The organism is Ensifer sp. Root423, from assembly GCF_001426275.1.
Classification (GTDB): domain Bacteria; phylum Pseudomonadota; class Alphaproteobacteria; order Rhizobiales; family Rhizobiaceae; genus Ensifer; species Ensifer adhaerens.
On record NZ_LMEG01000001.1, the window covers coordinates 405730 to 424297 of the forward strand.

Annotated in this window: 18 protein-coding genes; 11 read left to right on the forward strand and 7 right to left on the reverse strand. The window is 64.1% G+C overall.

The genetic code is table 11. The features are described from left to right. Nucleotides 1-188: 188 nt before the first annotated feature. Nucleotides 189-884, reverse strand: a complete 696-nt coding sequence (locus ASD01_RS02040) for an RES family NAD+ phosphorylase (RefSeq protein ID WP_051659267.1) — start codon at nucleotides 882-884, stop codon at nucleotides 189-191. Next, nucleotides 881-1273 carry an antitoxin Xre-like helix-turn-helix domain-containing protein gene (locus tag ASD01_RS36425; protein ID WP_034793180.1) on the reverse strand — a complete coding sequence of 131 codons (393 nt, stop codon included), beginning with the start codon at nucleotides 1271-1273 and terminating at the stop codon, nucleotides 881-883. The genes ASD01_RS02040 and ASD01_RS36425 overlap by 4 nt, the downstream gene beginning before the upstream one ends. A 505-nt stretch (nucleotides 1274-1778) precedes the next feature. On the opposite strand from ASD01_RS36425, the gene ASD01_RS02050 reads away from it, so the two are divergent. Next, nucleotides 1779-2402 carry a hypothetical protein gene (locus ASD01_RS02050; RefSeq protein WP_034793192.1) on the forward strand — a complete coding sequence of 208 codons (624 nt, stop codon included), beginning with the start codon at nucleotides 1779-1781 and terminating at the stop codon, nucleotides 2400-2402. A gap of 98 nt (nucleotides 2403-2500) precedes the next feature. Here ASD01_RS02050 and ASD01_RS02055 read toward each other — a convergent pair whose 3' ends face one another. Then, complete coding sequence (locus tag ASD01_RS02055) at nucleotides 2501-3550, reverse strand: aldo/keto reductase (protein ID WP_034793721.1); 1050 nt, start codon at nucleotides 3548-3550, stop codon at nucleotides 2501-2503. Between the two features lie 238 nt (nucleotides 3551-3788). Here ASD01_RS02055 and ASD01_RS02060 point away from each other — a divergent pair, with 238 nt between their 5' ends. Then, the gene (locus tag ASD01_RS02060; protein WP_034793194.1) at nucleotides 3789-4766 is read left to right on the forward strand and encodes a SphA family protein; all 978 of its coding nucleotides are present in this window, start codon (nucleotides 3789-3791) and stop codon (nucleotides 4764-4766) included. A 468-nt stretch (nucleotides 4767-5234) separates the two neighbouring features. Continuing rightward, nucleotides 5235-5480, forward strand: coding sequence for a hypothetical protein (locus ASD01_RS02065; protein ID WP_034793196.1), 246 nt, complete (start codon nucleotides 5235-5237; stop codon nucleotides 5478-5480). 82 nt (nucleotides 5481-5562) lie between these two features. Here ASD01_RS02065 and ASD01_RS02070 read toward each other — a convergent pair whose 3' ends face one another. Next, nucleotides 5563-6243: a glutathione S-transferase family protein gene (locus ASD01_RS02070; RefSeq protein WP_034793207.1), complete on the reverse strand. Its 681-nt coding sequence runs from the start codon at nucleotides 6241-6243 to the stop codon at nucleotides 5563-5565. 354 nt (nucleotides 6244-6597) lie between these two features. On the opposite strand from ASD01_RS02070, the gene ASD01_RS02075 reads away from it, so the two are divergent. The 3 genes from ASD01_RS02075 (at nucleotide 6598) to ASD01_RS02085 (ending at nucleotide 10733) form a co-directional block, all read left to right on the forward strand. Then, the gene (locus tag ASD01_RS02075; RefSeq protein ID WP_034793211.1) at nucleotides 6598-8556 is read left to right on the forward strand and encodes an elongation factor G; all 1959 of its coding nucleotides are present in this window, start codon (nucleotides 6598-6600) and stop codon (nucleotides 8554-8556) included. A gap of 500 nt (nucleotides 8557-9056) precedes the next feature. Further along, a complete protein-coding gene (locus ASD01_RS02080) occupies nucleotides 9057-9635 on the forward strand; it encodes a TetR/AcrR family transcriptional regulator (protein WP_034793213.1) in 579 nt (192 codons plus the stop codon). A 27-nt stretch (nucleotides 9636-9662) separates the two neighbouring features. Beyond that, the gene (locus ASD01_RS02085; RefSeq protein WP_051659268.1) at nucleotides 9663-10733 is read left to right on the forward strand and encodes an NAD-dependent epimerase/dehydratase family protein; all 1071 of its coding nucleotides are present in this window, start codon (nucleotides 9663-9665) and stop codon (nucleotides 10731-10733) included. On the opposite strand, the gene ASD01_RS02090 is transcribed toward ASD01_RS02085, so the two are convergent. After that, entirely contained in the window at nucleotides 10681-11076 is a 396-nt protein-coding gene (locus tag ASD01_RS02090) for a MerR family transcriptional regulator (RefSeq protein WP_060528767.1), read from the reverse strand. The two genes, ASD01_RS02085 and ASD01_RS02090, sit on opposite strands and share 53 nt — an antisense overlap. A 71-nt stretch (nucleotides 11077-11147) precedes the next feature. Here ASD01_RS02090 and ASD01_RS02095 point away from each other — a divergent pair, with 71 nt between their 5' ends. Beyond that, nucleotides 11148-12131: an aldo/keto reductase gene (locus tag ASD01_RS02095; protein ID WP_034793732.1), complete on the forward strand. Its 984-nt coding sequence runs from the start codon at nucleotides 11148-11150 to the stop codon at nucleotides 12129-12131. A gap of 85 nt (nucleotides 12132-12216) precedes the next feature. Here ASD01_RS02095 and ASD01_RS02100 read toward each other — a convergent pair whose 3' ends face one another. After that, a complete protein-coding gene (locus tag ASD01_RS02100) occupies nucleotides 12217-13128 on the reverse strand; it encodes a LysR substrate-binding domain-containing protein (RefSeq protein WP_051659269.1) in 912 nt (303 codons plus the stop codon). Nucleotides 13129-13371: 243 nt separating this feature from the next. Between ASD01_RS02100 and ASD01_RS02105 the strand changes: the two genes are divergently transcribed. The 4 genes from ASD01_RS02105 to ASD01_RS02120 all read left to right on the forward strand — a co-directional run bounded on the left by ASD01_RS02105 (nucleotide 13372) and on the right by ASD01_RS02120 (nucleotide 17319). Then, on the forward strand, nucleotides 13372-14160 hold the full coding sequence (locus ASD01_RS02105) for a transporter substrate-binding domain-containing protein (protein WP_034793219.1): 789 nt from the start codon (nucleotides 13372-13374) through the stop codon (nucleotides 14158-14160). Nucleotides 14161-14452: 292 nt separating this feature from the next. Beyond that, entirely contained in the window at nucleotides 14453-15955 is a 1503-nt protein-coding gene (locus ASD01_RS02110; RefSeq protein ID WP_034793222.1) for a M81 family metallopeptidase, read from the forward strand. Nucleotides 15956-16093: 138 nt separating this feature from the next. Next, entirely contained in the window at nucleotides 16094-16381 is a 288-nt protein-coding gene (locus tag ASD01_RS02115) for a DUF3302 domain-containing protein (protein ID WP_051659270.1), read from the forward strand. Next, nucleotides 16378-17319, forward strand: coding sequence for an HlyD family secretion protein (locus ASD01_RS02120; RefSeq protein ID WP_034793224.1), 942 nt, complete (start codon nucleotides 16378-16380; stop codon nucleotides 17317-17319). Before ASD01_RS02115 ends, ASD01_RS02120 begins: the two co-directional genes overlap by 4 nt. A 171-nt stretch (nucleotides 17320-17490) precedes the next feature. On the opposite strand, the gene ASD01_RS02125 is transcribed toward ASD01_RS02120, so the two are convergent. Beyond that, nucleotides 17491-18504 (reverse strand): aldo/keto reductase, encoded by a 1014-nt coding sequence (locus ASD01_RS02125; protein WP_034793226.1) that lies wholly within the window; start codon nucleotides 18502-18504, stop codon nucleotides 17491-17493. Between the last annotated feature and the right edge of the window lie 64 nt (nucleotides 18505-18568).

Here is an 18568-nt window from a genome sequence, read left to right on the forward strand (position 1 = left end):
ACCGGAGGGACGGGGACACGCGTCCAGCCTGGCAAAGCGTCAATAACAATCTGATTTATACGTTTTCAGTTTCTGCCGTACCGGCCGGGCCGCTCGAGGCGCCGAAATCCGGAAAGCGAGCCCTTCTCCAACGGGCGCATTACCGCAACATTGCGATGGCAAGAAAGAAACGCCTTCGCGCCAGCCGCTCAGGTTTCTTCGATGATGCGTGGCTCTGCTTTGCCCGTCCATTCAAAGGTGATGGTGTGGCCCTGGCGGACGTTCTGGATGACCGAGGGGCGGAACACGGCGAGGCACGTGCCCTCGGGATCACGGGCCGACGGATAGATCAGGCCGTTGCCGCCTTCTGCAAGAATGGTGGCGGCGAGCGCCTGGCCGGCGGGGTAGGCGACGGCGGTGTCGGGGGAGAGATAGGCGGCGTCCACTTCGCCGCGCACGTCATGGAAGCGGCAGGTGAAGCCGGCGATCAGTTCGCGGTAGCGACCGATGTCGTGAAAGCTGCCGGCCTCGCGAAGCGCCCGGGTGCGGTGATAGACGATTTCCGCCTGGCAGGTCTGGAGTGCCCGCGGGCCGAAGGCACAGTACCAGGCGCCGCGCTCCTCGCCGTTGAAGCGGTTGCCTGGAGGCCGGGCATGGCAGAAGGCGGCATTGATCAGCGACCAGCCGTAGCCGAAGGTCTCGTTCAGGAGTTCGGCAGGATCGACGCCGATGGGCAGAGCGAGCGGGCTCAGCCGCGCCGAGGTCATCGCCTCCAGCCGGTTGAGGATCTCGATCTCGTCGTCATCGTCGGCGAGCGGCTTGACCGCGGGCTCGCCGATATAGGCGGTCGAGATCAGCCGGACGGTTGCCGGCTCGTTGAAGTCGATTTCCGGCAGCGCGATCATAGGCCGCCGCGCAACCCGTCGAGATAGCGCCTGACCTTCATCATCACGGGAATGCCGCCCTCGATCATCAGGTCGACCGGCGAGCGGCCGGAAAACAGCGGGCCGGTGTTGACCGCCTTCGGCCATTGATAGGTAAGCGGCCCGTTGAAGAACAGCCGCAGGCCCTTGAAGATGCCGACGATCAGGCTCGCGCGCATGCGCTTGTCCTGGTCGAGCCTGCCCTTGAAGTCGCCGGCCTTCATGCGGTTCCAGGTGGCGATCGGCACGTCGAAGAGCTGGGCCGCCTCCCTATTGGTGAGGTTCCAGAGGTCGCAGGCTTTCACCACCGCCTTTACGATCACAGCTTCTTCCTGCCGGGCGGGTGCGAAAGCCGGTTGCGCGAGGGCCATGAATGTCTCCTATGCGGTGACTGAGTGTATCATATGATATGAAATGGCGATGTTGGGCGGAAAGTCAAGGGTTAGCCGGCTGATGCCTGTTTGCACTGCCGAGCGAACGCGCCCGGCTCTGCCCCTCACCCTAACGCTCTGCCCGCCACGCGGGGAGAGGGGACATGGACGACGGGGGCACCGTCACTCGGCGGCTGATCTCACAAACCTAAGGTAGGCCAGGTTTCTGTGGGGGGAGCGGGTGACCACGTCTCCTTCTCGCCGTCGTGACGGGGAGAAGGTCCCGGCAGGGGGTGAGGGGCAGCGCTTTTGCTGCAAAGGGGCCATCCTCACCCCGGTCGGGGCTCTTGCCGCTTGGATCGCCCTTCACCTGACGTGGCGCAGAGGTCGCCGCGCGTTGCGTCGCCACCCGTTGAGATGGCGCGGTCTCCATCACGGCAATTCGATTTTACTCGGTTGGCGGCGGCCGATAGGCTTTTCGGCACAGTTGATGGGAGAGAAAGCCATGAAGCGCGCATTAGCAGCAATCGCATTCGCCTTGGCCTGTTCCGGCGCGGCCTATGCGCAGGACACCAGCATGAGTTTCTTCGTCACCAGCGTGAACCCCGGAAAGGGCGGCGATCTGGGCGGCCTCACGGGGGCGGACGCCTATTGCGATACGCTCGCCAAGGCAGCGGGGGCGACGGGCAAGAGCTGGAAGGCCTATCTTTCCACCGACGCTGAGAACGCCAAGGACCGGATCGGCGCAGGCCCCTGGTACAACGCCAAGGGCGAGAAGATCGCCGATGACGTCGCATCGCTCCACAGCGACAAGAACAACCTGACGAAGCAGACGGCGCTCAATGAAAAGGGCGAGGTGATCAACGGGCGCGGCGATACGCCCAACCGCCACGACATTCTGACGGGCTCGAAAGCCGATGGCACGGCGGCACCGGACACCTGCGGCAACTGGACGATGGGCGGCGCCGACGGCGCGGCGATCGTCGGCCACAGCGACCGCACCGGATTGAACGATTCCGCCGAGGCCAAATCCTGGAACTCTTCGCACGCGACGCGGGGCGGCTGCACCGTCGAGGCCTTCAAGGGCACCGGCGGCGCGGGGCTGTTCTATTGCTTCGCTGCGAAATAGGGCGCTTTCAGCTTATCGTAACGCGCAAGGGACACGCCTTGGTTTCATCCTGACGGCCCGGACACTCGGCCCGGGTCGCAGGTCCGTTCCCACGTGCGTCAGACATGCGGCCCGAGCAACGACAGGTCGGCCTCGCCGAGCCTGTCCCTGGCGGTCCAGAGCTGGTGCCAGTAGGGGTAGATCACCGGCGGTAGGCTGACGGCGTCGAGCAGTTCGCGCTCCTCGTCGGAGAGCTTCAGATTTGCGGCGGCGAGGTTGTCTGAGAACTGCGCCTCGGTCCGCCCGCCGATGATGACGGAAGTTACGCCCCTGCGACCGATCAGCCAGGCGAGCGCAACTTGCGCCGGCGACACGCCGCGCTCGGCGGCGATGGCAACGAGCATGTCGACGATCTTCCAGAGCCGCTCCTCGTCGCGGATCGGCGGCTCCTTCCAGCCGGCAAGCTGGCGGGTGCCTTCCGGTGTCTCGTTTCGCCGGTGCTTGCCGGAGAGAAGTCCGCCGGCAAGCGGGCTCCAGACGAGCACGCCGAGCCCCTGGTCGATGGCGATCGGCATCAGCTCGTATTCAGCCTCGCGGGCCTCGAGCGTGTAGTGGATTTGCTGGCTGATGAAGCGCTGGCGGCCTCCAAGCGCGCTGACGCCGAGCGCCTTCATGATGTGCCAGCCGGAATAGTTGGAGCAGCCGATATAGCGGACCTTGCCGCTGCGAACGAGGCTGTCGAGCGCCTCCATCGTTTCTTCGAGCGGTGTTAGGCCGTCCCATTCATGCACCTGGTAGAGATCTATGACGTCGGTGTTCAGCCGCTTCAGGCTCGCCTCGCAAGCGGCAATCAGGTGCTGGCGCGAGAGCCCGCCGTCGTTCGGCCCCGGCCCCATCGAAAAGCGCGCCTTGGTGGCGACGAGCACACCGCCTTTGCGCTGGCCGCCGAGGACCTCGCCGATGATCTCCTCGCAATGGCCGGTCGAATAGATGTCGGCCGTGTCGATCAGGTTGACGCCGGCATCGAGGCAGAGGTCGACATAGCGGCGCGCCTCCTTCAGCCCGACATTGCCGACCTCGGCGAACTTGCCGCGGCCGCCGATCGTCATTGTGCCCATGGTGATGACAGAGATTTTCAGGCCGGAACGGCCGAGCAGCCGGTATTCCATGGTCTCTGGTCCTTTGCTGGTGGGGAACGGGAACGCAAGCTTCACCGGATGAAAGCCGAAGGCGACAGCGGCGGTCAAGTGGCGCTCAAAGAGGCCGCGTCCGCGGCGCGGGCCCAGTGTGCAGGCCTGCAACACTCTGCAATCGGATGTTGCGGTGGTTGCAGCTCCGGTTTCTTAGGGCTGGCTTGAACACGGCAAAATGTTATCGTTTCGTCGAGAGATTAAGGGGAATCACTCGATGAGCGTTGTAAAGCGTCTGTTGTCCGCATCGGCAACCGTTGCGGGCCTGTGTTGCGTTGCGGCGCCCTTGACGGCGAATGCGGCCGAAAACGGTGCCGGCTTCTATCTGCTCGGCGCACGTGGCCCGATGGCCGGCCTTTTGGCGCCGCCCGGGACCTATTTCCAGAACGACACCTACTTCTATGTGGGCGAGCTCAAGGGCAACAAGCAGCTTCCGCTCGGTGGCGAGATCGTCGGCGAGGTCGATGCGACGCTGATCGGCATCTTCGGCACCGGCCTCTGGGTGATGCCCGAAGAAGTGCTCGGCGGCAATCTCGGCTTCACCGCGATCGTGCCCTTCGGGGGGCCGGATATCGACGCTACGCTTTCGGCGCCAAGGGCCGGTCGCTCGGCCTCGGTCAGCGATTCTATCTTCACTATCGGCGACCCCGTGTTGGGCGCGGTTCTCGGCTGGCACGAGGGCGATTTCCACTGGACGGCGAACGCCTCGGTCAACGTGCCGATCGGCGACTACCAGAAGGGGCAGCTCGCCAATCTCTCGTTCAACCGCTGGGCTGGCGACTTCACGCTCGCCGGCACTTGGTTCAATCCGGAAACGGGCTTCGACATCTCGGGCGCCGCGGGCTTCACCTTCAACGGCGAGAACCCGGCGACGGACTACCGCACAGGTACGGAATTCCACGCGGAATGGGCCGTTACCAAGCACTTCGGCCAGGAGTTCTCCGCCGGCGTTGCAGGCTACTTCTACCAGCAGGTGACCGGCGACAGTGGCGCCGGCGCAAGGCTCGGCCCGTTCAAGGGCCGTATTGCCGCGATCGGCGGCACCATGGGCTACAATTTCAAGATGGCCGAGACGCCGGTATCGCTGACGCTCAAGGTCTTCCAGGAATTTGGCGCCAAGAACCGGCCAGAAGGCACGGCCGGTTTCGTCACCATCGCCTTCCCGATCGGCACGCCGCCGGCCCAGGTGAAGTAGGCTTGAGCCAAGCCTCGCATGCCCCGCCGGCGCCGTTTCGGCCGGCGGAGGCATGGATGACGCGTGACCTTCGTCCGGAAACGACCGATCGCGGCAGGGTTCGCGTGCGGCGACGTTGCTTTATCTCCCGATCGGCGCATACTGCCGCCTTCGCTGGGCAGGATGCGGCTCCGGCGGCTGTAAGATCGTTCGCGTTTTCGTCCCGATACGGGCGGTCGCGGAATGTCTCGGACGGCCAGGCCACAGGCGCTTCTCCTGCACGCAATGGACCGGATCGACCAGGCCTTCGCCGAGATCGGGTGTCCGTGCAACGGCGATTGAGCGGAAGCAAGTGCCACGCGTCACTTCCGCCGCAGCCGGCGGGCATTCGTAAGAGCGTCCGCCCTGAAAGGCACAATTGGTTTCGACCCGCGGTTGGCGGCGTACGCGGATAGCGGCGCGCCGGCCCTTGGCAGCCAGGAGGTTTCAATGCAGGAGTTTGCACGCGAACCGGACGGCCCGATCGGCCCCGACGATCTTGATATGCTGCAACGCACCTTCGACCGGGTCTGCATCTGGTGCGACATCCCGCGCTACGGCAAACGTGCCGACCGGCTGGCCCGCCACATCACGGGCCAGTTCCGCAGGGGCATTGCCGACGAGCGGGTGCTGTTCGAAAACGCCATGTGGTTGGAGCAGCAGGGTGGTTCAACGCGGCATCGCGCCGACAATTGACGCCGGCGGCGCCTGAAGCACATCGCGATTTTCAGATTGAGTTGTCTATCGCAACCCGCTGCGCCCTTTTGCGCGACATTCTCTACATCTCGAAGAACCGCTCCGGCATCAGGTTCCGGTAGGGGAACATATGGAAATACGGACGGGCCTCGGCGAGCACCCGGCGGACGGACGCGCGTTCGAGCAGCCGTTCGAAATAGACCGCAAGATGCGGATGGGTCTCATCGAAGGGCTCGACGATGCCGCCATAAAAGAGAGCCGGGGTGGCGGCGCAATCGGCAAGGCTGAACGTATCGCCCGCGGCAAATTCATGCGTGGCGAAGTGCGCGTCGGCCATGCCATAGGCCAAGCCAAGCGCGGCGCGGGCGTCGGCAACGCCGCGGTGGTCGTTTTCGCCCGGGCCCCGCAGCGTGTCAGTGACGATCTTCTGCATCGGCACGTGGATGTAGTTGTCGAAGAAGCGATCCCAGAGCCGGGCTTTCAGAGCCATATCGGGGTCATCGGGGATCAGCCGCTGGCGTCCCGGATAATGGCGGTCGAGATATTCGATGATGATCGACGTCTCCGGCATCACCACGTCGCGAGCGCTGTCCGTCAAGACCGGCATCTTGCCGACCGGCCACAGCGCCGCGAAGCGGGCCGCTTCTTCCGGGTCGAGCAGGTCGACCAGGCTGCTTTTGAACGGGGTCTCGTTTTCGTAAAGCGCGATGAGCACCTTGTGGCAGAAGGAAGCGAGTGGATGCTGGTAAAGCGTAAGGGACATGCGCGTATTCTCCAGTGCGGAAGGGACGCTTGCGGATCGGTCGTCAGGTCTTTACGTGCCCGTTTATCGCAAAACCGGTCCTGTTTCGCAATCGGTTTTCGGGGTTCATGGCCAAAAGATCGGGGCCCGTGGCGCAGAACGGCGGCAGCCGCGCCGGATAAGCGCCGCTTTTTTTGGGGACGCCATGCTGATCGATTCCAAGCGGTTAGCGCCGGAAAAGGACGCGCACGCGTAAAGACTTGCCGCCATCGTGCCCGGCTACCATTGAAAGCGCAAAAGCTGCCCTAGAATTAATAGAACAAGGGCGTCGCAACGCTCGGCGCCCGTCGTCATCGCGACAGGGGAGGATTGCCGATGCGCTGCTTCACGGTACTTGGGCCCTCGCAGACCGGAAAGACCATGCTGGCAGACAAGCTGGCCGGTCTGGAGGGGGCCTCCAGAAAAGCTGCTTCACCCTACGGATTGAACCTCACGGAATTCGAATTTGGCGGCGAAGCCTGGTGCGCGCTCGACGCACCCGGCGGCACCGAGGCGCTGGGCCACGCCCAGCACGCGCTGATCGCCAGCGACGCCTGCGTGCTCTGCGTTTCGCCGGTGCCGGAGGAGGCGGTGCTGGCCGCGCCCTATCTGAAGGCGATCGAGGCGTCGGGCACGCCCTGCATTCTCTTCATCAACCGCATGGACGAGCCGCAGGGGCGGCTGCGCGACGTGATCGCCGCGCTTCAGGACTATTCCGGCCACATGCTGCTCCTGCGCCAGGTGCCGATCCGCGAAGGCGACAAGATCGTCGGCACCTGCGACCTGATCTCCGAGCGCGCCTGGCGCTACCGCGAGGGACAGACCTCGGCGCTGATCGAAATCCCCGACACGGTGATGGATCGGGAAAAGGAGGCGCGGGCCGAGCTACTCGAGCATTTCTCGGAATTCGACGACTGGCTGCTCGAAGAGCTGATCGAGGACCGGGCGCCGGCCAACGACACGATCTATGCGATCTCCACGCGGCTCTTGAAGGAAAACCGCATCATCCCGGTGCTGGTGGGCGCTGCAAGCCACGCCAACGGCATTCTGCGGCTGATGAAGGCGCTGCGCCACGAGGCGCCTCAGGTCGACGCGCTTCGAAAGAGACTGGCTGAGGCCGGACCGATCGCCGAGACGGCGCTTTCGGCCGTCAGCTTCCACGCCTATCACAAGGCGAATGTCGGCAAGACCGTGCTGGTCAGGGCGCTGACATCCGGTATCAAGCAGGGCGCGACACTCGGCGGCGGCAGCCTCGGCTCGCTGCAGGACCCGGCGACCGGCAAGCCGCTGCCGAATGCCACGCCGGAGGCGGGCGCGATCTTTGCCGCTGTCAAGGCCGACCATCTGCCAGTGCCGGCGCTGCTCGCCGCCAGCAGCACCGCCGAGGCGCCGGACTGGACGCTGCCGCCGACGCCGATGCTGGTGCGCATATTGGTGCCCGACAGCGAGCGCGACGAGACCAAGCTCTCGGGCACGCTTGCCAAGCTCGCCGAGACCGACCGCGCACTCGCGGTCATGCAGGAAGAAGGCAGCGGCGCGCAGCTCGTCTGCGTGCAGGGACCGATGCACCTGCGCGACCTCTGCAAGACGCTCGCCGACGTCTTCCATGTCGGCGTCACCGACAGGCCGCCGAGCCCGACCTATCGCGAGACCGTGCTGAAACCCTCCGACGTGCACTACCGCCACCGCAAGCAGACGGGCGGTGCCGGGCAGTTCGCCGACGTCAAGCTCAGCGTGCACCCGAACGAGCGCGGCGCCGGCTTCTCTTTCGCCGAGACAGTGAAGGGCGGGGCGGTGCCGCGCAACTTCATCCCGGCGATCGAGGCCGGCGCGCGCGAAGCGATGGAGAAGGGGCCGCTCGGCTTTCAGGTGATCGATGTCGGCGTGACCCTGACGGACGGTCAGCACCATGCGGTCGACAGCAACGACTTCGCCTTCCGCGCGGCCGCCAAGATGGGCGTGCGCCAGGCGCTGTCGCAGGCCTCGGCCGTTCTGATGCAGCCGGTCATCCGCGTCGAGATCCACATCCCCTCGATCTATTCCGGCAGCCTGGTGCCGATCGTCTCCACCTACAAGGGCCAGGTGCTCGGCTTCGACCGTGACGAGACGGCCAAGGGCTGGGACATCTTTCGCGCCCTGGTGCCGGGATCGGCGCTCGACGATCTCGCCCGGACACTAAGGGCCGCGACGCAAGGCATCGGTTACTTCTCCAAGAGCTTCGACCATTTCGAGGAGCTCTACGGCAAGGAGGCGGATGCGGTAATCCACGCGCATGGGACGCAGCAGGCGGGGTGATCGTCTATGAGAGCAGCGGCTTGGCGCGATACACCATGACCGCGCCGAGCAATTTTAGTCGCGCATCAACGTCTCTTCGGTGGCGAATTCATTGCCGCGCAATCACGGAGCGTATTTGTCGTATCGATAGGTCTCGCCGATTGCCCGGACCGCCGACGGGCAAGGTCAAGTGCGCGGGTCGCCTTCCGTGAGGTTGTTTTCAAGGCCGTAACCCGGCATCGCCGTTCTGCGGATGCAGTCTCCGACATCACGCTCTCTCAACTTCGTGTAAAGGCGGATCGGCGCGGTAGTCCGCGAGCAACCGCTGATCGGTCCTGGGTTCGGCTGCGTTTTCACTACTTCAGAATGGTGTGCTGGTCATCGAAGATCAGGTCGTGGCGCTGCGCGCATGGGGTGGGGCCGGAGGAGGCGATCCAGCTTTCTGAGGGATCCGACGCGCTTGACAAAGGCGCCGATAAATTATTTATAACCATCTGGTCGGAAATAAATCGGATGGAGCCATGGGCCGGAAACGCGCAATTGATCAACAGCAGGTGCTGGATGCCGCCGAACGGGTCGTCGGTCGTGATGGCGCTGCCAACCTGACTGTCGATGCCGTCGCCAGGGAAGCCGGCGTCAGCAAGGCGAGTGTGCTTTATGACTATAAGTCCAAGCAGGCGCTGATCGAGGCCGTCGTCGACCGGGCGTTTGAGCGCGACAACGCACACCATGCGCAGGTCGAGCAGAAGATCGGAGACATTCAGGATCGAGCGGTCAGGGGGCGCATCGTTGCTGCGGCCGAACCGCCGCCCGAGGAATTCCGGGCGGTGGCACTGAACCTCAGCGCGGCGCTTACGCTCGATGCCGGTTTGCGCCGGAAGATGCAGGCAAGCCAGGATACGACGATCGCGAGAATTCTTCAGAACTCCCAGTCGCCGCGCGGGGCGTTGCTTGCCTATCTCGCGCTCGAGGGTCTCAAGTTCCTCGAATATCTCGACTTTCACCATTTTGCGCGTGCGGACCGCGACGAGGTGCTGCGCGAAATCAACTGGCTCGTGACTGCAACCCCGCAGGCAGCCGATCTTCCGGACGAGCGCTAAGCGTCCAAACCTCATAGGTGCAGTGAAATGAACCAAGCATGCGATGCCACATCCGCCGTGGCCACGGGCGAACGCGCCCCGTTCCGGCGCATCTTCATCACCGGTGGCAGCGGCTATGTCGGCCGCAACCTCATCCGCCATTTCGTCACGACGGGCGTTTCTGTTGTCGCTCTGGCGCGCAGCCAGAAGGCGGCCGACCGCGTCCGCCAACTCGGTGCGACGGCCTTTATGGGCGACCTGCTCAGTCCAGACATCGCCGCGGGAATGGCGGGCTGCGACGCGCTTGTCCATGCGGCGGCCGATACCGATCATGGACCAGGCACGCCGCAGCAGCGCCGGGTGAACGAGGATGGCACACGGATCGTCATGGAGGCGGCCCGCGCCGCCGGTATCCGCAAGGCGATCCATATCAGCACCGAATCCGTGCTTGCCGATGGGCACCCGCTGGTGCAGGTGGACGAGACGGCGCCGTTTCCGCGCCGCCCGGCCGGCAGCTATTCGCGCAGCAAGGCGGCGGCCGAGCGTGTAGCCCTTGCGGCCAGCAGTCCGGCTTTCCCGGTCGTTGCCCTTCGGCCGCGCTTCGTCTGGGGGCGTGACGATACCACGGCGTTGCCGGCACTGGTCGAGGCTGCCCGCTCCGGCAAGCTCGCTTGGATCGCGGGAGGCACCTACCTGACCTCGACCACGCATATCGCCAACCTGTGCCAGGCCGTGGCGCTTGCGCTTGCAAACGGGCGGGGCGGGGAGGTCTATTTCATCACCGATGGCGATGCCGTGCCGTTCAGGACGTTCGTCTCGCAGCTTCTGGAAACGCAAGGGATCGTCCCGCCGGAAAAATCCGTTCCCCGCGCCGTCGTCAGAGCCGTTGCCTGGGGCGGCGATGTGCTCGCTGCCCTCTCCAGGGGGAGGATCAGCGTTCCGCTGACATCACAGGCCTATGCGACGTCGGCCGTCGAGATCTCGCTTGATATCGGCAAGGCAAAGCTGGCGCTGGGCTATGTTCCTGTCATCTCGCGGGAGCAGGGGCTGGACGAGCTTCGGACCGTCAGCACCGGTAGTCCTCCAGTTGCGGCGCCGTGTCCGGCTTGCCTGCCTTGATCCAGTCCACCTTGCCGCGCAGGAACGAGAGAGCCGCGTCCAGCGCGGCCTTCCGCTCTTCTAGTCGCGCGATCTGCGTTTGCAGGATCTCGACCGTTCGTGCGGGCGAATTTTCGCCGGCGCGATAGGCGTCATTGAGGGCCTGAATCTCCCGCAGCGAGTAACCCAGCGTCTGTTGCAGCCGGATCATCCGCGCGGCGGTAACGTCTTCCTGGCTGAACAGCTGATAGGGATTAGAGCCGCCCTTGGCGCTGCGCTCCGGCTTCAGCAGCCCCTTGGAAATGTAAAAGCGGATCGTATCGACCGGCAGTTCCGTGGCCTTCGCAAATTCCGAAATCAGCATGCAGCAAACCCTTGACCATAGAGTATGGTCAATACTTATAAGAGCTGCTTGTCTGGAATTGGAGACCCATGATGACAAGCAAGGAAAAGATTCTACACCGCGTCCAACTCGGCTCGGATGGCCCGCCGATCGGAGCCCAGGGCCTCGGCTGCATGGGCATGAGCGAGTTCTACGGCACGACGGACGAGGCCGAATCTCGCGCCACTCTGGAACGGGCGCTCGAACTCGGCGTCACCCTGTTCGACACGGCGGACATGTACGGTATCGGCGCCAACGAGGCCTTTCTTGCGTCCTTCGTCAGGACGCATCGTGAAGCGGTCCTGATCGCCACCAAGTTCGGCTATGCGCGCACGCCGCAAAGCCCAGAGGACTGGAGCATAGACAACCGGCCCGAGTTCCTTCGTGCTGCCGCTGACCGCTCGCTGAAGCGCCTGGGTGTCGATGTCATCGACCTGTATTACATGCATCGCCGCACTGATGCCGTACCACTCGAAGAATCCATTGGCGCGATGGCCGATTTGGTCGCGGCCGGAAAGGTCCGTTGGCTCGGCCTCTCGGCGGTGACCGCGGCGGAGCTGCGGGCCGCGCATGCCATCCATCCGATTGCAGCGCTGCAGTCGGAATGGTCTGTTTTCACGCGTGAGATCGAGGAAGATGTCGTTCCCGCTGCATTCGAACTCGGCGTGACGCTCGTGCCTTACTCTCCGCTCGGACGTGGCATGCTGACCGGCCAGGCCTTTGCCCAATCCCTGACGGAGGGAGATGCACGCAGGAATTTCCCGCGCTTTGCATCGCAGCACCACCAGGCGAACATGCAGGTGGTGGCAAAGGTCGAGGAAGCCGCGCGTGGCCTCGGCATTACCTCGGCCCAGCTGGCACTAGCCTGGCTGCACATGCAGGGCCGCAAGTTGAATGCGAAGGTGGTGCCAATCCCCGGAACACGCAGGCGCAGCCGCCTTGAGGAGAACGTCGCGGCGGCGTCCATCATCCTCCCCGATGATGTAACGGCCATGCTCGATCCGCTCGCCGGGGCTGTGCAAGGAGCTGCCGTCTAAGGGTGCGACCGCCGTGCGCGACGGGCGTGCGGCGGCCGGTTCTTGTGTTGGGTGGGGAGGAGGGACGCTCGCCGGCCGCCGACGGCTAGCTTGTGCCAGATGTTTGCACTGCCTCTGCGCTCTGCCGCTCGCGCTCCTCGATCTCGGCGATCAGCCAGTTGAGAAAGGCCTTTGTTACCGGCTTGGTGCGCAGGAGGTCTTCCTGGCAGACGAACTGGTAGGTTTCGGGCGGCTCGTAGAAATGGTCGTGGGCCAGGCGAATCTGACCGGATTTGAGTTCGTGTTCGACCATGGTGCGGTCGATCAACGCCACGCCCTGGCCTTCTCTCACCGCTTCGAGAATGATGTGCTGGTCGTCGAAGATCAGGTCCTGGCGGCTGCGCGGAAGGGCGAGGCCGGAGGAGGCGATCCAGCTTTGCCACTCCTGAAGGCCGCGATAGTGCAGCCGGTTGCCGGAAAGCAGTGCCTGCCTGTCGCCCTGCCAGAGGTCGCGGCCGCAGACGGGAACCAGGCGCTCGCGCAAGAGCTTGCGGGTGAAGCGTCCGGGTGGCGGCTGCAGGCAATAGGCGATGGTGACGTCGGCCGGGCCGGTGCCGGCGGTGATCGTTTCGAGGTGGGAGAGGTGGATCTGCACGCCGGGATTGGCGGCGAGAAACTCGGAGATGCGCGGCGCGATCACTTTCATCGAAAAGAACGGGCCGACCCGGACGCGCAGGATCTTGTCGCTCGTGCGTGGGCGGATGTGCTGGACCACGCCTTCGAGATCGTCGAAGGCGCGCTGGCAGGAGGCGTAGAGCAGCCCGCCCTCCGGCGTCAGTTCGACACCGTGCTGTTTTCTGACGAAGACCCGAAGGCCGAGATTGAGTTCCAGATTCCGGATCTGGTGGCTGATCGCACCCTGGCCGATGCAGAGCTCGTCGGCGGCGGCCGTCAGGCTGCCGTTGCGCGCGGCCGCCTCGAAGGCGCGCAAGGATTTGAGGCTCGGCAGGTCACGCATCCGTTGCTCCGGGTCTGGATCGGTTGCAGCCTACATGAATTTTTTCGATAGCTGGAATGATTTCTTTCACATTGCGAAGGCTGGAGACCTCCCGCATTGTCGAAGCATAATAAAGCAAAACGAAAACTGAAATCGGCCGAAAATCCAGATAGTTTCAAGCAAGTTGCTCCTTTGGTCAGGCCAATGGTCACGCTTGCGACCGGAACTTCGTGGGTGGCCGACAGGAAGGACAGAGGGAACGAGATGAAAAAGAAGTTCATGACCGCATCGGTCATCGCCGCGCTGTTTGCGGCCGGCACCGCCAATGCCGAGACGCTGGCGATCGGCACCGAGGGCGATTACGCGCCATTCAACTATGTGACCGCAGCCGGCGAAATCAAAGGCTTCGACTACGATATCGGCCAGGCGGTCTGCGCCGAAATCAAGGTAGACTGTGTCTGGAGCACCAATGAGTGGGCGGGCATCATCCCGGCCCTGCAGGCCAAGAAGTTCGACGTGATGATCGCCTCGATGGCGATCAATCCGGATCGCAAGACGCAGGTCGACTTCACAACCCCTTACTATTTCAACGCCATGCGCTTCGTCGCCCGCAAGGATCTCGGCCTCAAGGACATCTCGCCCGAGGCGCTGAAGGGCAAGGTGATCGGCACGCAGTCCGGCTCGGTCGCGGTCGAGGCGCTGCAGGAGTTTTTTCCCGATAGCGAAGTGAAGCTCTATCCGACGATGAGCGAAGTGTTTCTCGACATGGAAAACGGCCGGCTGGACCTGATCCTCGAAGGGCAGATGGCCTTTACCGAGTGGCTGGCCAAGGAAGAAAGCGGCTGCTGCGCCTTTGTCGGCGAGAGCTTCGTGCTCGACACGGCCGAGGGCAACGCCATGGCGGTACGCAAGGGCGACGAGGCGCTGCTCTCCAAACTCAATGCCGGCCTCAAGACGATCATGGAAAACGGCACCTACGACAAGATCCGCAAGCAGTATTTCGATTTCGACATCATGGCGAAGCCGAAGACCACGAGCGAGTATTTCCGCTGAGGTTTGTGGCTCTACCCCTCATCCGGCCTGCCGGCCACTGTCTCCCCGCCTGCGGGGAGAAGGTTAGGGTGAGGGGCAACTCCTCGAAAGATGCGTGAGGGCGTCTCTTCTAAAGGTGCCGAGAGGGGCCGCCGCGGATCCAAGGTTCAACTCCAACCATCCAGAATTCGCCTGTCGCGCCCTGCGTTCAACGCATCGCGCGGCAGGAGAACAGGCGCGGCGTCGGGGTTTCGCGTTTTCCCCGGCGCCCGTCTTCTCGATTTTTCCAGTCAGCAAAATGAAAGTGCATAGGATGAGCTTCCGGGTCGCCGTTCTCGAATTCAACCAGGAAACCAACACGTTTTCGAAGCTCAAGACCGGGTTCAGGGACTTCGAGGCCTGCCACTATTTCGTTGGCGCCGAGATAGAAACCCATTGCCGCGGCACCAATTCGGAGATCGGCGGCTTCATCGATTGTTGCGACACGTACGGCTGGCAGCCGGTCTATACCGTGGCGGCGCGGGCCGAACCCGGCGGCAGGATCGAGGAGGCGATGCGGCAGCGCTTCGTCGCGGATCTCCAAAGCGCGCTCGACGGCGAAAGGCTCGACGGCGTGTTTATCGTCTTCCATGGGGCTATGTGCACGGAAACGGCTGACGATGCACAGATCCAGCTTCTGGAGGTGGTGCGTGGCATCGTCGGTTCGGAACTTCCCATCGCCGCGACCTTCGACCTGCACGCCAATTCGGCGCCCGAAATGGCCGGCCTGCTCGATATTGCCGTCTCGTTCCGCACCTATCCGCATGTGGACATGGCCGAATGCGCCCACAAGGCGGGCGCGCTGCTCGAGCGCGCCATGCGCGGCGAAATCCGGCCGGCGCTCGCCATCCGCCAGCCGCCGATGCTGAACGGCTGCAACGACGGGCGCACGACCCATGCCTGCGCCATGACCGAGCTGCTCGAAATTGCCGACGGGATCGCGGCGCGCGACGGCATGCTGGCGACCTCGATCAATGCCGGCTTCTACGATGCCGATATCTTCAACACCGGCCCATCGGCGGTCATCTGCTACGACCGCAACCGGGTGGCGGCCGAAGACGCGGAAGCCGAGGCCGAGCGTCTCTGCCGCGAGATCTGGGACCGGCGCGAGCACCAGGATGTGCAGCTGCCGCTCGACGCGCTGCCCGGCATCGTCGCGGCGCATCTTGCGAAAGATGGGGCCGGGCCGTTGGTCATTGCCGACTTCTCCGACAATCCCGGCTGCGGTGCCTACAGCGATTCCACCTGCGTGCTCGCCAGGCTGCTCGATACCGGCGTCCGAAACGCGGCTTTCGGCGCGCTCTGCGATCCGGAAGTCGTGGCCGAGTTGATCGCTGCCGGCATCGGTGCGACACGCGAGGTTACGCTCGGCTGCAAGATCGACCCTGAAGTCGGCGGCGGGCCGATCACGATCAAGGGCAGGGTGGAGGCGATTTCGGACGGCAGGATCGTCTTCGAGGGGCCGATGTTTCAAGGGCTGCCGGCGACGATGGGGCCGAGCGTGCGCTTTCATGTCGAAGGCATCGACATCCTCATCTGCAGCGAACGTCAGCAGATGCTCGATCGCAACCTCTTCCGCGCCGTCGGCATCGAGCCGTCCGACTATCAGATCGTCGTCGTCAAGTCGCAGCAGCATTTCCGCGCCGCCTTCGGTCCGATCGCGTCCGAGATCGTCGAGATCGACGGCACGGGCCTCAGTAGTGCCAATATCGGCGCGCGCAAGTTCCAGCGGGTGCGGCGGCCGGTCTATCCGCTGGATCACGGCGAACTCGGCTGAGGCGGGCTGCCGTTCGCGGGCCAAGGTTCATGCCTGCGCCCTCTAAAGGGGCAGCCGTATGGCGCGGTAACCGTTACGTACTTCCGCAGCGCCCGGCTTTGGGTCTAGCGTCCCCGTCGTGAAGGGGAGCGCAACTTCATGAGTTTTATCGATCTCTTCGCCTGGATCGTGCTGATCGTGCTCGTGGTGAGCACGGTCGCCGTGCTGATCTTTCTCGCCATGCTGCCGGGGTCGATCGCAAAAAGGCGCAATCATCCCTGGAGCGAGGCGGTCAATGTCGCGGGCTGGGTGACGCTGTTCCTCGGCTTCGCGCTGTGGCCGATCGCGCTCGTCTGGGCCTATGTCGACGTGCCGCGCCCGAGCGGCGCGCATCCGGCGGCGACCGCTGCGGGCGAGGTTCATCCGAGCGAGGCGGGCCAGCCATGATCGTCTTTCTCTTCAATGTCTATCTGGCGATTCTCTTCTGCCTGGTGAAATTCAGGATCGTGCCTTTCAACCTGTTCTGGAAGATTTCGCCGGCGATCGTGTTCCTGCTGCTTCTCGTCGGTCTGTTCATCCCGATGAACTGGGGCGCGCCGCAGGGCAAGGCGCTGGTGGTGCGCAATTCGGTGGCGATCGTGCCCGATGTCGCCGGCGAGGTCACGGAGGTGCCGGTCGCCTCCAACAGCCCCCTGAAAGCCGGCGACGTGCTCTTCCGCATCGACCCCGTGCCCTACCAGGCGAAGGTAGACGCGTTGCAGGCGCAGCTTTCGCTGCAGGAGCTGCGGCTTGCGCAGATGACGAAGCTGCAGTCGCGCGATGCCGCAACCGAATTCGACGTGCAGCAACGCCAGGCGGACGTCGACAATCTGAGAGCCCAGATCAGCAATGCCGAGTGGGAACTCGGCAAGACGACGGTGCGGGCGCCTGCCGATGGCTACGTGACCAACCTTGCGCTGCGCAAGGGCGCGCGCGTGACGACGCTGCCGCTGTCGCCGGCCATGGCCTTTATCGACACCTCCGAGACGATCATCGGGGTCGAGATCAACCAGATCGATGCGCGCTACATAGAGCCCGGCCAGATGGTGGAGGCGACCTTCAAGTTTGCGCCCGGTGAGACCTATACCGGTGAGGTCGAGGGCGTGCTGCAGGCGATCGCCTCCGGGCAAGCCCGCGTGTCCGGCACGGCGGTGACCCCGGAGGCAGTCTCCGCCGCGCCCTTCATCGTGCGGGTGAAACTCGACGACCAGGCTTTCGCCGCACGGCTGCCAGCCGGCGCCACGGGGGACGCGGCCATCTTCACCGACCGGGTGAGGGCGGCGCATGTGATCCGCCGGGTGCTTTTGCGCCAGATCGCGATCACCAACTACGTCAATCCGTTCTGATCGGCTGCGCGGCGGGGTGTCACCGGCTGCCCCGCCCGCTGGAAGACGGGCGAGGATAGGACGGTTTCTCGCAATTCCGGACGGAAAATTGCTGCGCGCTTTTCCTGGAATTTCTTGGCCAAATGTCGCAATTCCTGGCGGAAAACCGTTTCACACTTTTCCTGGAATTGCTTAACCGGCAATCGGTAGCGGCGCCTCCGGGTTGACGAGACCGGCTGCCCTCAAGTCCCGCCAGAAGTCGGCCGGCACGGCTTCGTTCAGGGCGGCGCGGTCTTCGGCGATGCGGCTCGGCTGGCTGGCGCCGGGGATGACGGCGGCAACTGCGGGGTTGGCGAGCGAGAACTGCAGGCCGGCCGCCTTCATCGAGATGCCGTGACGGTCGGCGATCGACTTGATACGCGCGACCTTGTCGAGAATTGCCGGCGTGGCCGGGGCATACTCGAAGTTCGGGCCACCGACGAGCGCGCCGGAGCTATAGGGGCCGCCGACGACGATGCCGAGGCCGCGCTTGGTGACCTCGGGCATGACGCGCTGGAGTGCGCGATCATGGTCAAGCAGGGTATAGCGGCCGGCAAGCAGGAAGCCATCGGGACGCGGACCCTCGAGCGCGAGCAGCAATTCGATCGGCTCCACCCGGTTGACGCCGAGCCCCCAGGCCTTGATCACGCCTTCGTCGCGCAGCCGGTCGAGCGCCCTGAAGGCGCCCTTGCGCGCCGTCTCGAAAACGTCGAGCCATTCGTCGCCGTAGAAATCCTGGGCAACGTCGTGAACGAAGGCGATCTCGATCCGGTCGGTCTTCAGGCGCTTGAGGCTGTCCTCGATCGACCGCAGGGTGGCGTCATGGGAGTAGTCGTTGACGATCTTGTTGGGGCGGCCATAGCGGAAGACGTCGCCCTTTTCCCCAAGGTCGCGGGCGCTGACGTCCTCGATCTCGTCGAGGATGACCCGGCCGACCTTGGTGCTGATGACGTATTCGTCACGCGGGCGACCGCCGAGCGCTTCGCCCATGCGGATCTCGGCAAGGCCGGCGCCGTAGAACGGGGCGTTGTCGAAATAGCGGATGCCGTCGTTCCAGGCGGCCTCGACGGTGGCAAGCGCTTCCTTTTCGGGGATTTCGCGGAACATGTTGCCGAGCGGGGCTGCGCCGAAACCGAGCTTGCCGGGCAGAATATCCTTGAGTGTCATGTGTCCTGTCCTTTGCTGATCGATGGGGCAGGTGATGCGGTGCATCGCCGTTGTTTGGAAAAAT

Excerpts from the sequence above, each read along its gene's own strand:
- ASD01_RS02040 (WP_051659267.1), bottom strand. The coding sequence starts at position 884 with ATGATCGCGCTGCCGGAAATCGACTTCAACGAGCCGGCAACCGTCCGG.
- ASD01_RS36425 (WP_034793180.1), bottom strand. The coding sequence starts at position 1,273 with ATGGCCCTCGCGCAACCGGCTTTCGCACCCGCCCGGCAGGAAGAAGCT.
- ASD01_RS02050 (WP_034793192.1), top strand. The coding sequence starts at position 1,779 with ATGAAGCGCGCATTAGCAGCAATCGCATTCGCCTTGGCCTGTTCCGGC.
- ASD01_RS02055 (WP_034793721.1), bottom strand. The coding sequence starts at position 3,550 with ATGGAATACCGGCTGCTCGGCCGTTCCGGCCTGAAAATCTCTGTCATC.
- ASD01_RS02060 (WP_034793194.1), top strand. The coding sequence starts at position 3,789 with ATGAGCGTTGTAAAGCGTCTGTTGTCCGCATCGGCAACCGTTGCGGGC.
- ASD01_RS02065 (WP_034793196.1), top strand. The coding sequence starts at position 5,235 with ATGCAGGAGTTTGCACGCGAACCGGACGGCCCGATCGGCCCCGACGAT.
- ASD01_RS02070 (WP_034793207.1), bottom strand. The coding sequence starts at position 6,243 with ATGTCCCTTACGCTTTACCAGCATCCACTCGCTTCCTTCTGCCACAAG.
- ASD01_RS02075 (WP_034793211.1), top strand. The coding sequence starts at position 6,598 with ATGCGCTGCTTCACGGTACTTGGGCCCTCGCAGACCGGAAAGACCATG.
- ASD01_RS02080 (WP_034793213.1), top strand. The coding sequence starts at position 9,057 with ATGGGCCGGAAACGCGCAATTGATCAACAGCAGGTGCTGGATGCCGCC.
- ASD01_RS02085 (WP_051659268.1), top strand. The coding sequence starts at position 9,663 with ATGAACCAAGCATGCGATGCCACATCCGCCGTGGCCACGGGCGAACGC.
- ASD01_RS02090 (WP_060528767.1), bottom strand. The coding sequence starts at position 11,076 with ATGCTGATTTCGGAATTTGCGAAGGCCACGGAACTGCCGGTCGATACG.
- ASD01_RS02095 (WP_034793732.1), top strand. The coding sequence starts at position 11,148 with ATGACAAGCAAGGAAAAGATTCTACACCGCGTCCAACTCGGCTCGGAT.
- ASD01_RS02100 (WP_051659269.1), bottom strand. The coding sequence starts at position 13,128 with ATGCGTGACCTGCCGAGCCTCAAATCCTTGCGCGCCTTCGAGGCGGCC.
- ASD01_RS02105 (WP_034793219.1), top strand. The coding sequence starts at position 13,372 with ATGAAAAAGAAGTTCATGACCGCATCGGTCATCGCCGCGCTGTTTGCG.
- ASD01_RS02110 (WP_034793222.1), top strand. The coding sequence starts at position 14,453 with ATGAGCTTCCGGGTCGCCGTTCTCGAATTCAACCAGGAAACCAACACG.
- ASD01_RS02115 (WP_051659270.1), top strand. The coding sequence starts at position 16,094 with ATGAGTTTTATCGATCTCTTCGCCTGGATCGTGCTGATCGTGCTCGTG.
- ASD01_RS02120 (WP_034793224.1), top strand. The coding sequence starts at position 16,378 with ATGATCGTCTTTCTCTTCAATGTCTATCTGGCGATTCTCTTCTGCCTG.
- ASD01_RS02125 (WP_034793226.1), bottom strand. The coding sequence starts at position 18,504 with ATGACACTCAAGGATATTCTGCCCGGCAAGCTCGGTTTCGGCGCAGCC.